The sequence below is a fragment of the Streptomyces sp. NPDC002306 genome (assembly GCF_053593435.1).
Map to the genome: position 1 here is coordinate 95,700 of NZ_JBSFCK010000006.1, position 14,307 is coordinate 110,006.

General features: G+C 74.2%; 12 protein-coding genes. 4 read left to right on the forward strand and 8 right to left on the reverse strand.

Annotation, left to right across the window (positions count from 1 at the left end; translation table 11 throughout):
* Window positions 1-112: 112 nt before the first annotated feature.
* Both ACWCQK_RS14470 and ACWCQK_RS14475 read right to left on the reverse strand, forming a co-directional pair.
* A complete protein-coding gene (locus ACWCQK_RS14470; protein WP_451155442.1) occupies window positions 113-2,284 on the reverse strand; it encodes an MMPL family transporter in 2,172 nt (723 codons plus the stop codon).
* Window positions 2,285-2,458: 174 nt separating this feature from the next.
* The gene (locus ACWCQK_RS14475; RefSeq protein WP_451155443.1) at window positions 2,459-2,965 is read right to left on the reverse strand and encodes a MarR family winged helix-turn-helix transcriptional regulator; all 507 of its coding nucleotides are present in this window, start codon (window positions 2,963-2,965) and stop codon (window positions 2,459-2,461) included.
* Window positions 2,966-3,076: 111 nt separating this feature from the next.
* Between ACWCQK_RS14475 and ACWCQK_RS14480 the strand changes: the two genes are divergently transcribed.
* Both ACWCQK_RS14480 and ACWCQK_RS14485 read left to right on the forward strand, forming a co-directional pair.
* On the forward strand, window positions 3,077-4,609 hold the full coding sequence (locus ACWCQK_RS14480) for an SDR family oxidoreductase (RefSeq protein WP_451155444.1): 1,533 nt from the start codon (window positions 3,077-3,079) through the stop codon (window positions 4,607-4,609).
* A 72-nt stretch (window positions 4,610-4,681) separates the two neighbouring features.
* Window positions 4,682-6,055: a cryptochrome/photolyase family protein gene (locus ACWCQK_RS14485; protein ID WP_451155445.1), complete on the forward strand. Its 1,374-nt coding sequence runs from the start codon at window positions 4,682-4,684 to the stop codon at window positions 6,053-6,055.
* Between the two features lie 153 nt (window positions 6,056-6,208).
* Here ACWCQK_RS14485 and ACWCQK_RS14490 read toward each other — a convergent pair whose 3' ends face one another.
* Entirely contained in the window at window positions 6,209-7,225 is a 1,017-nt protein-coding gene (locus ACWCQK_RS14490; protein WP_451155446.1) for a MerR family transcriptional regulator, read from the reverse strand.
* Between the two features lie 126 nt (window positions 7,226-7,351).
* Here ACWCQK_RS14490 and ACWCQK_RS14495 point away from each other — a divergent pair, with 126 nt between their 5' ends.
* Window positions 7,352-7,957 (forward strand): sigma-70 family RNA polymerase sigma factor, encoded by a 606-nt coding sequence (locus ACWCQK_RS14495; RefSeq protein WP_451155447.1) that lies wholly within the window; start codon window positions 7,352-7,354, stop codon window positions 7,955-7,957.
* Between the two features lie 159 nt (window positions 7,958-8,116).
* On the forward strand, window positions 8,117-8,701 hold the full coding sequence (locus ACWCQK_RS14500; protein WP_451155448.1) for a sigma-70 family RNA polymerase sigma factor: 585 nt from the start codon (window positions 8,117-8,119) through the stop codon (window positions 8,699-8,701).
* A 108-nt stretch (window positions 8,702-8,809) separates the two neighbouring features.
* Here the strand turns inward: ACWCQK_RS14500 and ACWCQK_RS14505 are convergent, their stop codons facing one another.
* From ACWCQK_RS14505 to ACWCQK_RS14525, 5 genes are read right to left on the reverse strand one after another with little or no spacing between them, the layout of a single operon-like run.
* Window positions 8,810-9,610 (reverse strand): DUF1295 domain-containing protein, encoded by an 801-nt coding sequence (locus ACWCQK_RS14505; RefSeq protein ID WP_451155449.1) that lies wholly within the window; start codon window positions 9,608-9,610, stop codon window positions 8,810-8,812.
* Window positions 9,607-10,935: a class I SAM-dependent methyltransferase gene (locus ACWCQK_RS14510; protein WP_451155450.1), complete on the reverse strand. Its 1,329-nt coding sequence runs from the start codon at window positions 10,933-10,935 to the stop codon at window positions 9,607-9,609. The genes ACWCQK_RS14505 and ACWCQK_RS14510 overlap by 4 nt, the downstream gene beginning before the upstream one ends.
* Entirely contained in the window at window positions 10,932-12,218 is a 1,287-nt protein-coding gene (locus tag ACWCQK_RS14515; protein ID WP_451155451.1) for a class I SAM-dependent methyltransferase, read from the reverse strand. Before ACWCQK_RS14515 ends, ACWCQK_RS14510 begins: the two co-directional genes overlap by 4 nt.
* Window positions 12,215-12,964 carry a DUF1365 domain-containing protein gene (locus ACWCQK_RS14520; protein WP_451155452.1) on the reverse strand — a complete coding sequence of 250 codons (750 nt, stop codon included), beginning with the start codon at window positions 12,962-12,964 and terminating at the stop codon, window positions 12,215-12,217. Before ACWCQK_RS14520 ends, ACWCQK_RS14515 begins: the two co-directional genes overlap by 4 nt.
* Window positions 12,961-14,253: an NAD(P)/FAD-dependent oxidoreductase gene (locus tag ACWCQK_RS14525; RefSeq protein ID WP_451155453.1), complete on the reverse strand. Its 1,293-nt coding sequence runs from the start codon at window positions 14,251-14,253 to the stop codon at window positions 12,961-12,963. Before ACWCQK_RS14525 ends, ACWCQK_RS14520 begins: the two co-directional genes overlap by 4 nt.
* Between the last annotated feature and the right edge of the window lie 54 nt (window positions 14,254-14,307).

Consider the following 14,307-nt stretch of genomic DNA (forward strand, 5'->3'; position numbering starts at 1 on the left):
GATTCGCTCGTCCACCGACTTCTTGTGCGTGTCTGTCTCGTGAGAACCGCATGCCCCCGATCGACGCGACCATGTGCGGCGACCACGGACCGGGCCTCCGGACGGTCCCCGCTCAGCCCGGCGGGTGCTCGTGCGCCACGCGCCCCGGCCCGGCCGCGTCGACCGGACGGGCGTCCGCGGAGACCGCGGCGGGACGCCGGCTCAGCCGTCCCGGCCACCACGCCACGGCGCCGATGTCCCGGACCAGGGCGGGCACCAGCAGCGAGCGCACCACGAGGGTGTCGAGCAGGACTCCGAAGGCGACGATGAAGGCGATCTGCACCAGGAAGGCGAGTGGGATGACGCCCAGGGCCGCGAAGGTCGCGGCGAGCACCACGCCCGCCGAGGTGATCACCCCACCGGTGGTGACCAGTCCCCGCAGCACGCCCTGGCGCACCCCGTGCCGCAGGGACTCCTCCCGGACCCGGGACATGAGGAAGATGTTGTAGTCGACGCCGAGGGCGACCAGGAACACGAAGCCGTACAGCGGTACGGACGCGTCCGTTCCCGTGAAGCCGAACACGTGCGGGAAGACGAGTGCCGAGATGCCCAGCGTGGCGAGGAAGTTGAGCGCCACGGTGGCCACGAGCAGCACGGGCATCAGCAGCGAGCGCAGCAGTGCCGTGAGGATGACGAGGATGATGGCGAGGACCACGGGGACGATGAGGGTGCGGTCGCGTTCGGCGGTGCGCAGGGTGTCGTACTGCTGGGCCGTGTAGCCGCCGACGAGGGCGTTCGCGCCGGGCAGCGCGTGCAGCGCGGTCCGCAGCCGGGCCACCGTCCGCTTCGCCGCGTCGCTGTCCGCCGCGGCGGCGAGGGTGACGTCGACGCGCACCCGCCCGTCGACGACCAGGGCGCCGCCGCCGGGGCGGCCCGACTTCGCCACCCCGGCGGCGGAGGCGACGCCCTCGGTGTCCCGGGCCACCGCGACGACCCGGTTCAGGGCGTCGGCGTCGGCGACGACCACCGTGGGGTTGCCCGAACCGCCGGGGAAGTGCGCGCCCAGGGACTTCTGCGCGGCGACCGAGGGGGCGTCGGCGACGAAGATCTCGTCGAGGGGGACGCCCCGGGAGGTGAGGGCCGGTGCGAAGGCGGCACACGCCAGCAGCACGGCGAGGGTGGCCGCCCAGACCTTGCGCGGCGCCCGGTCGACCAGGTGCGCGACGCGGTGCCAGACCCCGATCCCGGCACGGTCGCCGTCCGTGTCCCGGGGCTTCGCGGGCCAGTACGCGGCCCGGCCCAGCAGGACCAGGACCGCGGGCAGGAACGTCAGGGCGCTCAGCGCGGCGCAGCCGATACCGATGGCGCCGACCGGTCCGAGCGCCCGGTTGTTGGTCAGGTCGCTCAGCAGCAGGGCGAGCAGCCCGAGGGCGACGGTCGCGGCGCTGGCCACCACGGCGCCCCAGGACTGCCGCAGCGCGGCCCGTACGGCCGTGAACCGGTCGTCGTGCCGGGCGAGTTCCTCCCGGAAGCGGGCGGTCAGGAGCAGGGCGTAGTCGGTGGCCGCGCCGATCACCAGGATGGAGAGGATGCCCTGGACCTGGCCGTCGACGCGGACCACGTCGTGGTCGGCGAGCACGTACACCAGCGCGCAGGCGAGCCCGAGCGCGAAGACCGCGCCGAGGATGACGACCAGCGGCAGCAGCAAGCTGCGGTAGACCAGCAGCAGGATCACCAGGACGGTGGCCAGCGCGACGGCGAGGAGCAGGCCGTCGATCCCGGCGAACGCGTCGGACAGGTCCGCCTGGCTCGCGGCCGGCCCGGCCAGCTGGACCGTGCTGCCGGGGACCCGCTCGGCGGCGGCGCGGATCCGGTCGAGGGTGCCGGGCAGTGCGTCGCCGAGATCGGGCCGCAGCTGGACCACGGCCTCCAGTGCGGCGCCGTCCTCGGCGACGAGTGCGGGCGACGCGGGGCCGACCACTCCGGGCACGCCGGACAGGGAGGCCAGTGCGCGGTCGGCGTCCGCGCGCCGGTCACCTACTCCGGTGCCGGTCCCGCCGCCGGTGTCGGCGGTCCACAGGACGATCGCCGGCAGCGTCTCGTCCTGGCGGAAGGCCCGCTGTGCGGCGACGACTTCGGTCGACTCGGCGCTGCGGGGCAGGAACGCGGCCTGGTCGTTCGTCGCGACCTCGCCCAGGCGTCCGGCGAAGGGGCCGAGGACGCCGCCGATGCCGAGCCACACGGCGACCAGGAGCAGCGGGACGAGCCGGACGAGCCGGCGGCCCCGTCGAGGGGTGGGGGTCATGGTTCTCCGAGTTCCGAGGGGGCGGCGGGTGCCTCTGGGGAGACAATCTCGACGGCAAGCAATCTCAATGATGAACAATCTCAATTATTGAGATATATGTGCCGCCGGTGATCGTAGACGACGCCTGCTCTTCCGTCACCGGCCGGGCCGCGGATGCACCGGGCCGAACCGCGGTCAGCCCCCGAGCGGCGTGGTCCCGGAGAGTTCCTCGTTCATCGCCGCGAGGAACCGCAGCACCAGGGCCAGTTCGTCCGGCGTGAAGTGGGCCCGTGCGGCCTCGGTGGCCTCCGCGAGGGGGCGGAAGTACGTACGGGCCGCGGGCCGGGCGTCGGCCGCGTAGTACAGGTGGACCACCCGGCGGTCGGCGCTCTCCCGGACCCGGCGGATGTGTCCCGCGCGTTCCAGCCGGTCCACGCACGCGGTCACGGCGCCCGAGGTGAGTCCGAGGTGCTCGCGCAGCCGCTTGGGGGTCATCGGCTCGTCGGCGTCCAGGATGGCCGCGAGCGCCTGGACGTCCGTGGGGTGCAGCCCGTGCGCACCCGCGAAGCCCTGCATCAGCCGGTTGATCTCGCCGTTCATCCGCCGCAACTGGACGGCGAAGGCGTGCAGGTCGGTCGGCACCGCGCCGGCGGGGGACCGCTCGTCCCGCGCGCGCTGCTCCCGGTCGTTCGCTGTGGCCACGTGGCCAGCGTATAGACACCCGTACGCCGCATCCGGGGCGGTCCCGGGCGGGGAAGTCAGTGAAGGAGGGAGTGATCACCGGGGGCCGCGACGGGAAAGGGCCGAGTGCACATGAACGCAGACGACCGCGAAGCCGGACTGCGCTGCCTGGTGACAGGCGCCACGGGGTACATCGGCGGGCGGCTCGTCCCGGAACTGCTCGACGCGGGACACCGGGTGCGCTGTCTGGCCCGCTCCCCCGACCGGCTGCGCGACCATCCCTGGGTGGGCGACACCGAGGTGGTGCGCGGTGATGTCACCGACGCCGTGTCGCTCGGCGCCGCCCTGCGGGACATCGACGTCGCGTACTACCTGGTCCACGCGCTCGCCGGCGGCGCGGACTTCGAACGGACCGACCGTGAGGCGGCCCGGACCTTCGGCGAGCAGGCCAGGGCCGCGGGCGTACGACGGATCGTCTACCTCGGCGGTCTGACGCCCGCCGACGTCCCCGAGCGGGAACTGTCGCCCCATCTGCGCTCCCGGGCGGAGGTCGGCCGCATCCTGCTGGACTCGGGGGTGCCGACCACCGTGCTGCGGGCGGCCGTCATCATCGGCTCGGGCTCGGTCTCCTTCGAGATGCTGCGCTACCTCACCGAACGGCTGCCCGTGATGGTCACCCCGAGCTGGGTGCACACCCGGATCCAGCCGGTGGCGGTGCGGGACGTGCTGCGTGTGCTCGTCGGCAGCGCCCGGATGCCCGCGGAGGTCAGCCGCGCCTTCGACATCGGCGGTCCGGACGTCCTGACGTACCGCGAGATGATGGTGCGCTACGCCACCATCGCGCAGCTCCCGCGCCGGCTCATCGTCTCCGTGCCGATGCTCTCCCCGGGCCTGTCCAGTCACTGGGTCGGCCTGGTCACGCCGGTGCCCGCGGCCATCGCCCGGCCGTTGACCGAGTCGCTGCGGCACGAGGTCGTCTGCCACGAGCACGACATCGTCCGTTACGTGCCCGACCCGCCGGGGCATCCGTTCGGCTTCGACAAGGCGGTCCGGCTGGCCCTGACGCGGGTGCGCGAGGCGAAGGTGACGACGCGGTGGTCGTCCGCCTCGGTGCCCGGCGCGCCGAGCGACCCGCTGCCCACCGACCCGGACTGGGCCGGGGGCAGCCTGTACACCGACGAGCGCGAACGCACGGTCGACGCCTCGCGGGAGGCGCTGTGGCGCGTGGTCGAGGGCATCGGGGGCGAGAACGGCTGGTACTCCTTCCCGCTGGCCTGGGCCGTGCGCGGCTGGCTGGACCGGCTGGCCGGCGGCGTCGGACTGCGCCGCGGGCGCCGGGACGCGGCGCGGCTGCGGGTCGGCGACTCGCTGGACTTCTGGCGGGTGGAGGAGATCGAACCCGGGCGGCTGCTGCGGCTGCGGGCCGAGATGCGGCTGCCGGGTCTGGCCTGGCTGGAGATGTACGCGGAGACGGACGACGACGGCCGTACCCGGTACCGCCAGCGGGCCCTGTTCCATCCGCACGGACTGGTCGGCGAGGCGTACTGGTGGAGCGTCTCCCCCTTCCACGCCGTGGTGTTCGGCGGCATGGCCCGCAACATCGCGCGGGCCGCCGCGGCGTCGGACCCGGCCTCCCGAGGGAGGCGGCGCGCACCGATCGGGTGACGCGCGCATCCGCCGGACCCCCGGGGCCGGAAGCACCTCGACGGCCCCCCACACCCACCCGGAGCCCTCCTCATGAACGTCTCGGTCGTCCTGTTCACCTCCGACCTCCGTCTGCACGACCATCCCGCGCTGCGGGCCGCCCTCGACGGCTCCCGTGAGGTCGTGCCGCTGTTCGTGCGCGACCGGGCCGTGGACGACGCGGGATTCGCCGCCCCCAACCGGCTGGCGTTCCTCGCGGACTGCCTGCGGGACCTGGACGCGGGACTGCGCGAGCGCGGCGGGCGGCTCGTGCTGCGCTCCGGCGACGTCGTCGAGCAGGTCTGCAAGGTGGCCGCCGAGACGGACGCCGACGAGGTGCACCTGGCGGCCGACGTCAGCGGCTACGCGCAACGGCGTGAGGAGCGGCTGCGGCACGCGCTGGAGGCGCAGGGCGTACGGCTGCACGTCCACGACACGGTGACCACGGCCGTCGCCCCGGGCGCGGTGACCCCGGCCTCCTCGGACCACTTCGCCGTCTTCACGCCCTACTTCCGGCACTGGTCGCAGCAGACGCTGCGGGACACCCTCGGCGCGCCGCGCGCCGTGCGGGTCCCGGACGGCGTCGGCTCCGAGGAGGTGCCCGAACGCGGCGGCCCCGCCGGGGTGTCGCCGGGCCTGCCGGACGGCGGCGAGACGGAGGGCAGGAAACGGCTGGCGTCCTGGCTCCGCTCCGGTGTCGCCGGCTACGAGGACGGCCGCGACGACCTCGGCGGCGACGCGACCTCCCGGCTCTCGCCGCACCTGCACTTCGGCACCCTCTCCCCCGTCGAGCTCGTCCATCGGGCGCGCCACGCGGGCGGTCCCGGCGCGGAGGCGTTCGTACGGCAGCTCGCCTGGCGCGACTTCCACCGCCAGGTGCTCGCGGCGCGCCCGGAGTCGGCCACCGACGACTACCGCACCAAGCGGGACCGCTGGCGGTCCGAGCGCACGGCGCGCGAGGAGGTGGCGGCCTGGCGGGAGGGCCGCACCGGCTACCCGGTGATCGACGCGGGGATGCGTCAGCTGCGGGACGAGGGCTGGATGCACAACCGCTGCCGCCTGCTGACCGCGAGCTTCCTCGTCAAGACGCTGTACGTCGACTGGCGGGTCGGCGCCCGGCACTTCCTGGACCTGCTGGTCGACGGCGACGTCGCCAACAACCAGCTCAACTGGCAGTGGATGGCGGGGACCGGCACTGACACCCGCCCGAACCGGGTGCTCAACCCCGTCACCCAGGGCAGGCGCCTCGATCCCGACGGAGCCTACGTCCGGCGGTGGGTACCGGAGCTGGCCGACGTGGCAAGGCAGTCGGTGCACGAGCCGTGGAAGCTCCAGGGCCTGGACCGGGCCGCGCTGGACTACCCCGAACCGATCGTCGACCTCGCGGACGGTCTGGCCCGCTTCCGGAAGGCCCGGGAACGCGACTGACGGCGCCAGGAGGCGCGGGGTCGGGGGCGCGGGGCCGCCGGTGCGGGGGCGCACAGAGGGACGGGCGGGCGCGCACCGGGTGGTGAGCGCGGGAGGGTGCCGGGCGGTGAGCGCGGGGGGTGCCAGCCGGTGAGCGCGGGGGGTGCCGGCCGGCTATCCGCCGTACGTCCCGTACAGACCCGCCAGCAGATCCACCGCGTCCTTGAGGGAGTTCGGCCGCACCATGCCGTGGGTGGTGCGCCGTCCGAGCCAGCCGGGACCGGCGAGCATCACCAGCGGCTGCCTGCGCGCGCCCTTCACGCCCCACTGGGCGGCGGCGACATGCTGGGCCAGCGGCAGGGTCGCCGAGGAACGTGCCTGCGCCCACAGCACGACGGCCGCGGGGCCCAGCCGGTCGACCGCGGCCATGAGCGCCTCGGCGGGCACGGCCGCCCCGAACATCCGGGTGGGGAGGCCGGCTTCGCTCAGTCCGGCGTTGAGCGCCTCCAGCGGCAGCGTGTGCTGTTCGCCGGGGACGCAGGCCAGGACGACCGGCCCGGGGGCGGCGGCGGCCTCGCCGCGCCGCGGCTGGGGCCGGGTGTGCCGGTGCAGCGTGCCGGACACCTGCCAGGACAGCAGGTGTTCGACCTCGACGTAACGGTCCCCGGACGAGGCCCACTTGCGTCCGACCGCGTGCAGTGTCGGCACCATCACCTCCTGCCAGGCGACCGTCAGCCCGTGCTCCTCGACGGCCGCGGACAGTTGCTCGCGCACGGCCGGGGCGTCGAGGCGGACGGCGGCGCGGGCGATGCCGCGGCACTCCTGGCGCACGTCGCCGAGCGGCAGCGGGCCGGCCGGCCGCGCACGGCCCGCCGGTCTCGGCGCGACGGGGGCGCCGACCGCGAGTGCGGTGTCGTCGGCATCGGGCGGGACGTCGTCCGACTGCGCCTTCGCGACCCGGGCCGCCTCGGCGGGCGGTACCCCGGCCGAGGTCAGCCGGCACATCGTCTCCAGCATCGCCACGTCCTGCCCGGTCCAGCGCCGGTGGCGGCCGTCGGAACGGACCGCGGGACCGATGCCGTACCTGCGGTCCCAGGAGCGCAGCGTGGTGGGTGACACCCCCAGCCGACGTGCCACCGCACCGGTGGTCAGGCCCGTGGCGGCGGCGAGCTCCTCCGGCGATTCACCCATGAGGCCGACTATACGATGCAGAACCGATGCACATTGAGCGTTTCGCCCTCCTGCTCGCACCATGACGGCACCGGGGCTCGCCGACGGTGGCGTGGACCGGTCCGTACGACGCGAGGAGTCTCCGTCATGAGTCCGCAGCCGAGCGCTTCACCCTCCGTCGTCGCGCTGTGGGCCCCGGCGCAGGAGTCGCTGTCTGACGAGGAGCTGGCACGGGGTCTGGTGGCGGGCGACGAGGACTGTCTGGCCGCCGCCTACCATCGCTGGTCGGCTCTGGTGCACACGCTCGCCCGGCGCTCCCTGGGGGACGCGCGGGAGGCGGAGGACGTCACCCAGCAGGTGTTCCTCGGGGTCTGGCACGGCCGCCTCGGCTACCGGCCGGAGCGCGGCACGATCGCGGGCTGGATCGTCGGCATCACCCGGCGCAAGATCGCCGACGCGCTGGCCGCGCGCACCCGTCGCGCCGACCTCCTCTCCTCGGCCGGGTACGCGCTCGCGCTCCGCGACCCGGCGACGCAGTGCCCCGAGGCCGTCCTCGACCGGGTGCGCGTCCACGAGGAGCTGGCCCAGCTCCCGGCACCCCAGCAGCGGGTGCTGCGCCTGACCTTCTACGAGGACCTGACCCAGACCCAGATCGCCGAGCGCACCGGGCTCCCCCTGGGCACGGTGAAGAGCCACGCGCGCCGTGGGCTGCACCGGTTGCACAGCTGCCTGCGGCAGGAGATGTGCGCCTGAGCGGAGAGCGAGGAAGAACGGACCATGCACTCGCACGAATTTTCGATGCACAAACAGTGCGCCTGATTCGCCCGATGTGTCCAGCCGGGTCGAGCCGCGGGTTCCGCCCGGAGCTCGCCCGGGACGCTCGCACCCCTCGCACCCCCGAAGGACTCCCCCGTGAAAGAAGCCGTGTACATCGGCAGGAATCCCTCGTCGCGGACCGACCTGGAGGAGCTGCTGAGCAAGGTGGCCGTGGGCGACGAGGACGCCTTCGCCACGCTCTACGACGCCGTGGTGAGTCCCGTGCTCGGCGTCGCGCGCGGCGTGCTGCGCGACCCGGCGCAGTCGGAGGAGGTCGCTCAGGAGGTGCTGGTCGAGGTCTGGCGCACCGCTCCCCGGTACCGGCCCGACCGCGGGACCGCCGTCAACTGGATCCTCACCCTCGCCCATCGCAGGGCGGTGGACCGGGTCCGGTCGGCCGAGGCAGCCTCCGCGCGGGAGCACCGGGCGGCTCTGCTCGACCGGATGCCCCCGTACGACGAGGTGACCGAGCAGGTGGAGGCGCGACTCGAACGGGAACAGGTACGGCGCTGCCTGGACGCGCTGACGGAGATCCAACGGCAGGCCGTCACACTGGCGTACTACCGCGGCCTGACGTGCCGCCAGGTCGCGGAAGACCTCGCGCTCCCGCTCGGCACGGTCAAAACGCGCCTGCGCGACGCACTCATCCGCATGCGCGACTGCCTGGGCGCGAGCGCCTGACCACCGCCGGGCCGCACACATCGCCGGGCGTCACCGCCCGGCGACGGGCGCATCAGGACGGTCGTGCGCGTGGCAGGGCCGGCGGCCACCCCGACACGGACACGGGCGTCAGCCGCGGGGTGGCCACGGGAAGAAGCCGCTGGTGCGGGCGATGTAGCGGGCGTAGCCGGGGCGTTTCTCCATGTGCCGTTCCAGCAGGGACTTTCCGCTCCCCTTCAGCAGCAGGAAGCTCATCACCACCGGCGACACGATCGACACCGCGGCCGCCGCGCCGGAGTCGCACACGATCAGGTACAGGCCCCACCAGACGCAGAAGTCGCCGAAGTAGTTGGGGTGCCGGGTGTAGCGCCACAGGCCCCGGTCCATGATCCTGCCCCGGTTGGCGGGATCGGCCTTGAACCGGGCCAGTTGGGCGTCCCCGACCGCTTCGAAGAACAGGCCCACCGCCCACAGCGCCGTGCCCGCCCAGGCGAGACCCGACATCTCGGCCCGCACGTACGGCGCGGCCTGGACCGGCAGCGAGACCAGCCACACCAGGGCGCCCTGGAGCAGGTACACCATGCGCAGGGCGTACAGGTCACGGTTGCCGGGGGCCTTCGCGAGCATCGCCTCGTAGCGCGGGTCCTCCCCGTGACCGCGCCCGCGCCGGGCGATGTGCACGGCGAGACGCAGCCCCCAGACGGACGTCAGGACGGTCACCAGGACCCGCCGACCGGTGTCGCCCTCGCCCGCCGAGGCCACGCAGCCGACGAGGGCGACCGCGGTGAAGCCGGCACCCCAGGCGATGTCCACGATCCGGTGCAGGCCCCGGCGTACGGCGACGGCGAAGGTGACCAGCATGACGGCGAGCGCGGCGAGGGCCGCCCACAGCAGGTTGAGAGCGAAGGCGCCCCACGCGAACCCGTTCACGGCCGGTCCAGTCCCGCGTACCACCCCGCCGGTGTCGCGGGCATGCCGCTCAGGCCGTCGGCGGTGGGCCGCACGCCGAGGATCTGGTCGACGCCCATCCGGCCCTGCTCGAAGGCGAGCGCGCCGCCGACCAGGTACAGCCGCCACACCCGCGCCGTCTCCTCGCCGACGAGCGCGACGACGTCGCCCCAGCGGTCCTCCAGCGTGCGGTGCCAGGCCGCCACGGTGCGGACGTAGTGCTCGCGCAACGACTCCACGGAACGCACCTCCAGCCCGGACCGCTCCAGCAGCGAGACGGTCTCGCCGAGCGGCCGCATGTGCATGTCGGGCGCGATGTACGCCTCGATGAACGCGCCGCCGCCGGGCGCGACGCCGCCCCGCGACATCTGCTGCACCAGCACCCGGCCACCCGGCCGTGCCAGCCGGTGCAGGGAAGCCGCGAACGCCGGGTACTCGGCGTCACCGACGTGCTCGCCCATCTCTACGGTGGCGACGGCGTCGTAGGCACCGCCGCTGATGTCCCGGTAGTCCTGGCAGACCACGTCCACCCGGTGCTCCAGGCCGCGTGCGCGCACCTGCTCGCGCACATGGGCGGCCTGCTCCCGGGCCAGGGTGACGGCGGTGACCTGCGCCTTGTGCTCCTCGGCCGCGTACAGGCTGAGGGAGCCCCAGCCGCAGCCGATGTCCAGCAGCCGTGCGCCGGGCACCAGGCCGAGCTTGCGGCAGATCAGCTCGAGTTTGGCGTGCTGCGACCGCTCGGCGGTGCCGCCGGGCTCCTCGCTCGGCCAGTAGCCGCACGAGTAGGCCATGGTGTCGTCGAGGAGCAGGCGGTAGAAGTCGTTGGACAGGTCGTAGTGGTGGCTGATGGCGGCCCGGTCGCGGGCCTTGCTGTGCAGGCCGCCGCGCAGCCGCGCCTGCGACGCCGGGTCCGCCGGGCGCGGGCCGACGGCGCCGAGCCGCAGCGCCGTGCCGAGCGCGCGGGCCCGGTCACCGAGCGTGGGCCGCGGCGCGTGCAGTCCCTGCTCCCGTACGGCGGCCCACAGGACGCGCAGGCCTTGGGCGAGATCGCCGTCCACGTCCAGTTCGCCGGTGACGTACGCCTGGGCGACGCCGAGTTCGCCGGGCTGCCACAGCAGTCGGCGCAGGGCGCGCCGGGAGCGTACGACGACGGTGGGGCCGTCGGCCGGTCCGGTCTCGCTGCCGTCCCAGGCGCGCAGCCGTACCGGCAGCGGGCCGCCGAGCGCGTCCTCGACGAGTGCGGCGAGCCGGTGCGCGGCACCGGTCCGGGTGGTGCGTGCGGCGCGCGCGGTGCGCGGGGTGTTCATCGGGCCGAGTCCTCCTTCGTGCACAGGTACTGCTGTACGTCGAGGTAGCCGGAGCGGAATCCGGCCTCGGAGTAGGCCAGGTAGAAGGTCCACATCCGGCGGAACGTCGCGTCGAAGCCGAGGGCGTCGATCTCGTCCGTGTGCGCGGCGAACCGCTGCCGCCACAGGCGCAGGGTCTCGGCGTAGTGGGCCCCGAAGGCGTCGCGCCGGGTGACGGTGAGCCGGGTGTGGTCGCGGACGGTCTGTTCGACGGCTTCGACGGAGGGCAGCAGGCCGCCGGGGAAGACGTACTTCTGGATCCAGGTGTAGGTGTTGCGGGAGGCCAGCATGCGGTCGTGCGGCATGGTGATGGCCTGGAGGACGGCGCGTCCGCCGGGGGCCAGCCGCTCGTCGAGGGTGCGGAAGTAGACCGGCCAGAACTCCTCGCCGACGGCTTCGATCATCTCGACGCTGACGATGGCGTCGTAAGTGCCGCGGGCCTCGCGGTAGTCGCACAGCTCGACCGCGACCCGGTCCGCGAGCCCGGCGTCGCGGACGCGGTCCAGCGCCAGGTCGCGCTGTTCGGCGGAGAGGGTCAGCGAGGTGACGTGCGCGCCGCGCGCGGCGGCCCGGATCGCGAGTTCGCCCCAGCCGGTGCCGATCTCCAACAGCCGTGTGCCCCGGCCCACTTCGGCGAGGTCAAGCAGTCGGTCGATCTTGCGGTGCTGGGCGGCGGCGAGGCCCTCCCAGCGGGCCGGGAACCCGCGGAAGACGGCCGAGGAATAGCTGAGGGTGTCGTCGAGGAAGAGGGCGAACAGGTCGTTGGACAGGTCGTAGTGGTGACTGATGTTGCCGCGGGCGCCGTCGGGCGTGTTGCGCCGGCTGCCCGGCTGCCGCAGCGCCCACAGTCCGCGCAGCCGCTGGAGCGGGGCGGGGACCAGGCCGGCCGCGTGGGCGGCGAGCACGGTGAGGGCGCCCACCAGGTCGGGGGCGTCCCACTCACCGGCCAGGTACGACTCCCCGAAGCCGATCAGGCCCCTGGCACCGATCCGGCCGTGGAACGCGCGGGGGTCGTGGATCTCGAGCAGCGGTCCGCCCCGGCCGGCCTCGGTCCCGTCGCCGTACCGCACCCGCAGCGGCAGCCGGTCCAGGGCCCGGCGCACGACCGCCGCGGCGACGGCCGTACGCGGCCACGAGGCGTCCGGCGGCGCCGCCACGTCGGGCCAGCGGGCCGGGTCGACGCCGGCGGGGCCCGAGCGTACGGCGCGCCGCGCGGCGGCGGGACGGGGCTCGACTGTCGTCATTTCACGCTCTCTTCGGTGGTGCGGGTCGGGGTGGACGGGTGCGCGGGACGGGGCTGGACGGGGAGTCCCCGCAGGAACAGGCGGATGCCGTGCAGCCGGATGGCGGCGGACACGACGGCGGTGGACCACGGGTGGCGCAGGGCCTGGCGCAGTACTTCCGTACGCGTGACCGCGCGCCGGGCGCCGCGCACGGTGGCCGTGAAGGGACGGCCGCCGTCCCGCTCCAGGTGCACGGTGAGGTCGAGCCGCCGGTCCGGCGCCGGCAGCCGCATGCGGTAACGGCCGTCGACGGGGAAGAACGGCGAGACGTAGAACTCCTTGTCGACGTGCGCGGTCCCCGACGGATCCGGGCGCAGCAGGTAGCAGTGCCGTTGGCCGTAGGTGTTGTGGACCTCGGCGACGACGTGGCGCGGGACGCCGTCGGGGTCGTGGCACCAGTAGAGGGTCAGCGGGTTGAAGACATGGCCGAGGACGCGGGCGTGCGTGAGCATCAGCACCGGGCCGCCCGGCGGTCGCACCCCGCGCGCGGCCAGGAACTCCTCGAGGCCCGCCCGGACGGAGCGCCCGTCGCCGGTGAAGTGGTCGCGCGGGTCGAATCGCGCCAACAGGCTGAGCGTACGCGGGAGTTCGGGCAGGTGGTCGATGTCGACGAGCCACATGTACGTGCGGTGCCGCAGCGCGTACCGGGTGGGTGCCGTGCGCACATGGGTGATGACGCACGGGTACAGGGCGGGTACGGGAGTCACCAGCGCACCCCGAGTGTCTCGGCGGCCCGCACGCCGGAGCGGCAGCCGTCCTCGTGGAACCCCCAGCCGTGGTAGGCGCCCGCGTACGCGGTGACGGCCGTGCCCAGCTCCGGGAGCCGTCGCTGGGCGGCGACCGACTCGGGTGTGTAGACGGGGTGTTCGTAGACCATGCGGGCCAGTACCCGGCCGGGATCGACCCGGTCCTCGCCGCCGAGGGTGACGACGAACGTCTCGGCCGCGTCGAGGCGTTGGAGCCGGTTCATGTCGTAACTGACCCGGACCCGGTCGGCGCCGGCGGTGCAGGAGGGGAGCAGGTGGTTCCAGGACGCGCGGGCGCCACGGGCCCGCGGCAGGAGCGTGGTGTCCGTGTGCAGGAGGGTGGTGTTGCGGCTGTAGCGGAACGCGCCGAGGATCTCCTTCTCCGGCGGGGTGGCGTCGGCCAGCAGTCGCAGCGCCTGGTCGGGGTGCACGGCGACGACGACGGCGTCGTACGACTCGGTGGTGCCGTCGTGGCCGGTGATCTCGGCCCCGTCGGCGTGCCGGCGCAGCGAGCGGACCGGCGCCGAGGTGCGCACCTCGTCGAGCCGTTCGGCGACGCGCTCGACATAGGTGCGGGAGCCTCCGGTGACCGTGCGCCACACCGGCGAGCCGCCGATCGAGAGCATGCCGTGGTGCGCGAGGAAACGGAACAGGTAGGCCGCCGGGTAGCGTTGGGCGGTGGCGGCGTCGCAGGACCACACGGCCGAGACCAGTGGCGCCATGAAGTGCGCGCGGAAGTACGGCGAGAAGCCCTCACGGTCCAGGAACTCGCCGAGCGTCAGCGTGTCGTCGGCGTCCCGGCGGAGCTGTCGGCGCGCCGCCCGGTGGAAGGCCGGGACCTCGGCGAGCATCCGCAGGTAGGCACCGCGCAGGGCGTTGCGGGGCTGCGCGAGCAGTCCGGCCGGCCCGCGGGCCCCGGCGTACTCGAGGCCGCAGCCCTCGCAGCGTACGGACAGGCTCATCTCCGACTCCTGGGTGGCGACGCCGAGTTCGCCGAAGAGGCGCAGGAGGTTCGGGTAGGTGCGGCGGTTGTGCACGATGAAGCCGGAGTCGACGTGGTGGACCCGGCCGTCGGCTGCGGTCAGCCGGTGGGTGTGGGCGTGTCCGCCGAGCCTGTCGTCGGCCTCGTACAGGGTGACGTGGTCGGTGCGGGCGAGCACATGGGCGGCGGTCAGGCCGGCCACCCCGCTGCCCACGACGGCGGTCCGCCGCCGTCCGTCTCGCGCCGCGCCCCCGGAACCCTCCGGCATGTCGTGCCACCGCCTTCTCTCCCGCCCCGTCTCACCAGGGGCTGTCCCTCGTAA

Excerpts from the sequence above, each read along its gene's own strand:
- ACWCQK_RS14470 (WP_451155442.1), bottom strand. The coding sequence starts at position 2,284 with ATGACCCCCACCCCTCGACGGGGCCGCCGGCTCGTCCGGCTCGTCCCG.
- ACWCQK_RS14480 (WP_451155444.1), top strand. The coding sequence starts at position 3,077 with ATGAACGCAGACGACCGCGAAGCCGGACTGCGCTGCCTGGTGACAGGC.
- ACWCQK_RS14485 (WP_451155445.1), top strand. The coding sequence starts at position 4,682 with ATGAACGTCTCGGTCGTCCTGTTCACCTCCGACCTCCGTCTGCACGAC.
- ACWCQK_RS14490 (WP_451155446.1), bottom strand. The coding sequence starts at position 7,225 with ATGGGTGAATCGCCGGAGGAGCTCGCCGCCGCCACGGGCCTGACCACC.
- ACWCQK_RS14495 (WP_451155447.1), top strand. The coding sequence starts at position 7,352 with ATGAGTCCGCAGCCGAGCGCTTCACCCTCCGTCGTCGCGCTGTGGGCC.
- ACWCQK_RS14510 (WP_451155450.1), bottom strand. The coding sequence starts at position 10,935 with ATGAACACCCCGCGCACCGCGCGCGCCGCACGCACCACCCGGACCGGT.
- ACWCQK_RS14515 (WP_451155451.1), bottom strand. The coding sequence starts at position 12,218 with ATGACGACAGTCGAGCCCCGTCCCGCCGCCGCGCGGCGCGCCGTACGC.
- ACWCQK_RS14525 (WP_451155453.1), bottom strand. The coding sequence starts at position 14,253 with ATGCCGGAGGGTTCCGGGGGCGCGGCGCGAGACGGACGGCGGCGGACC.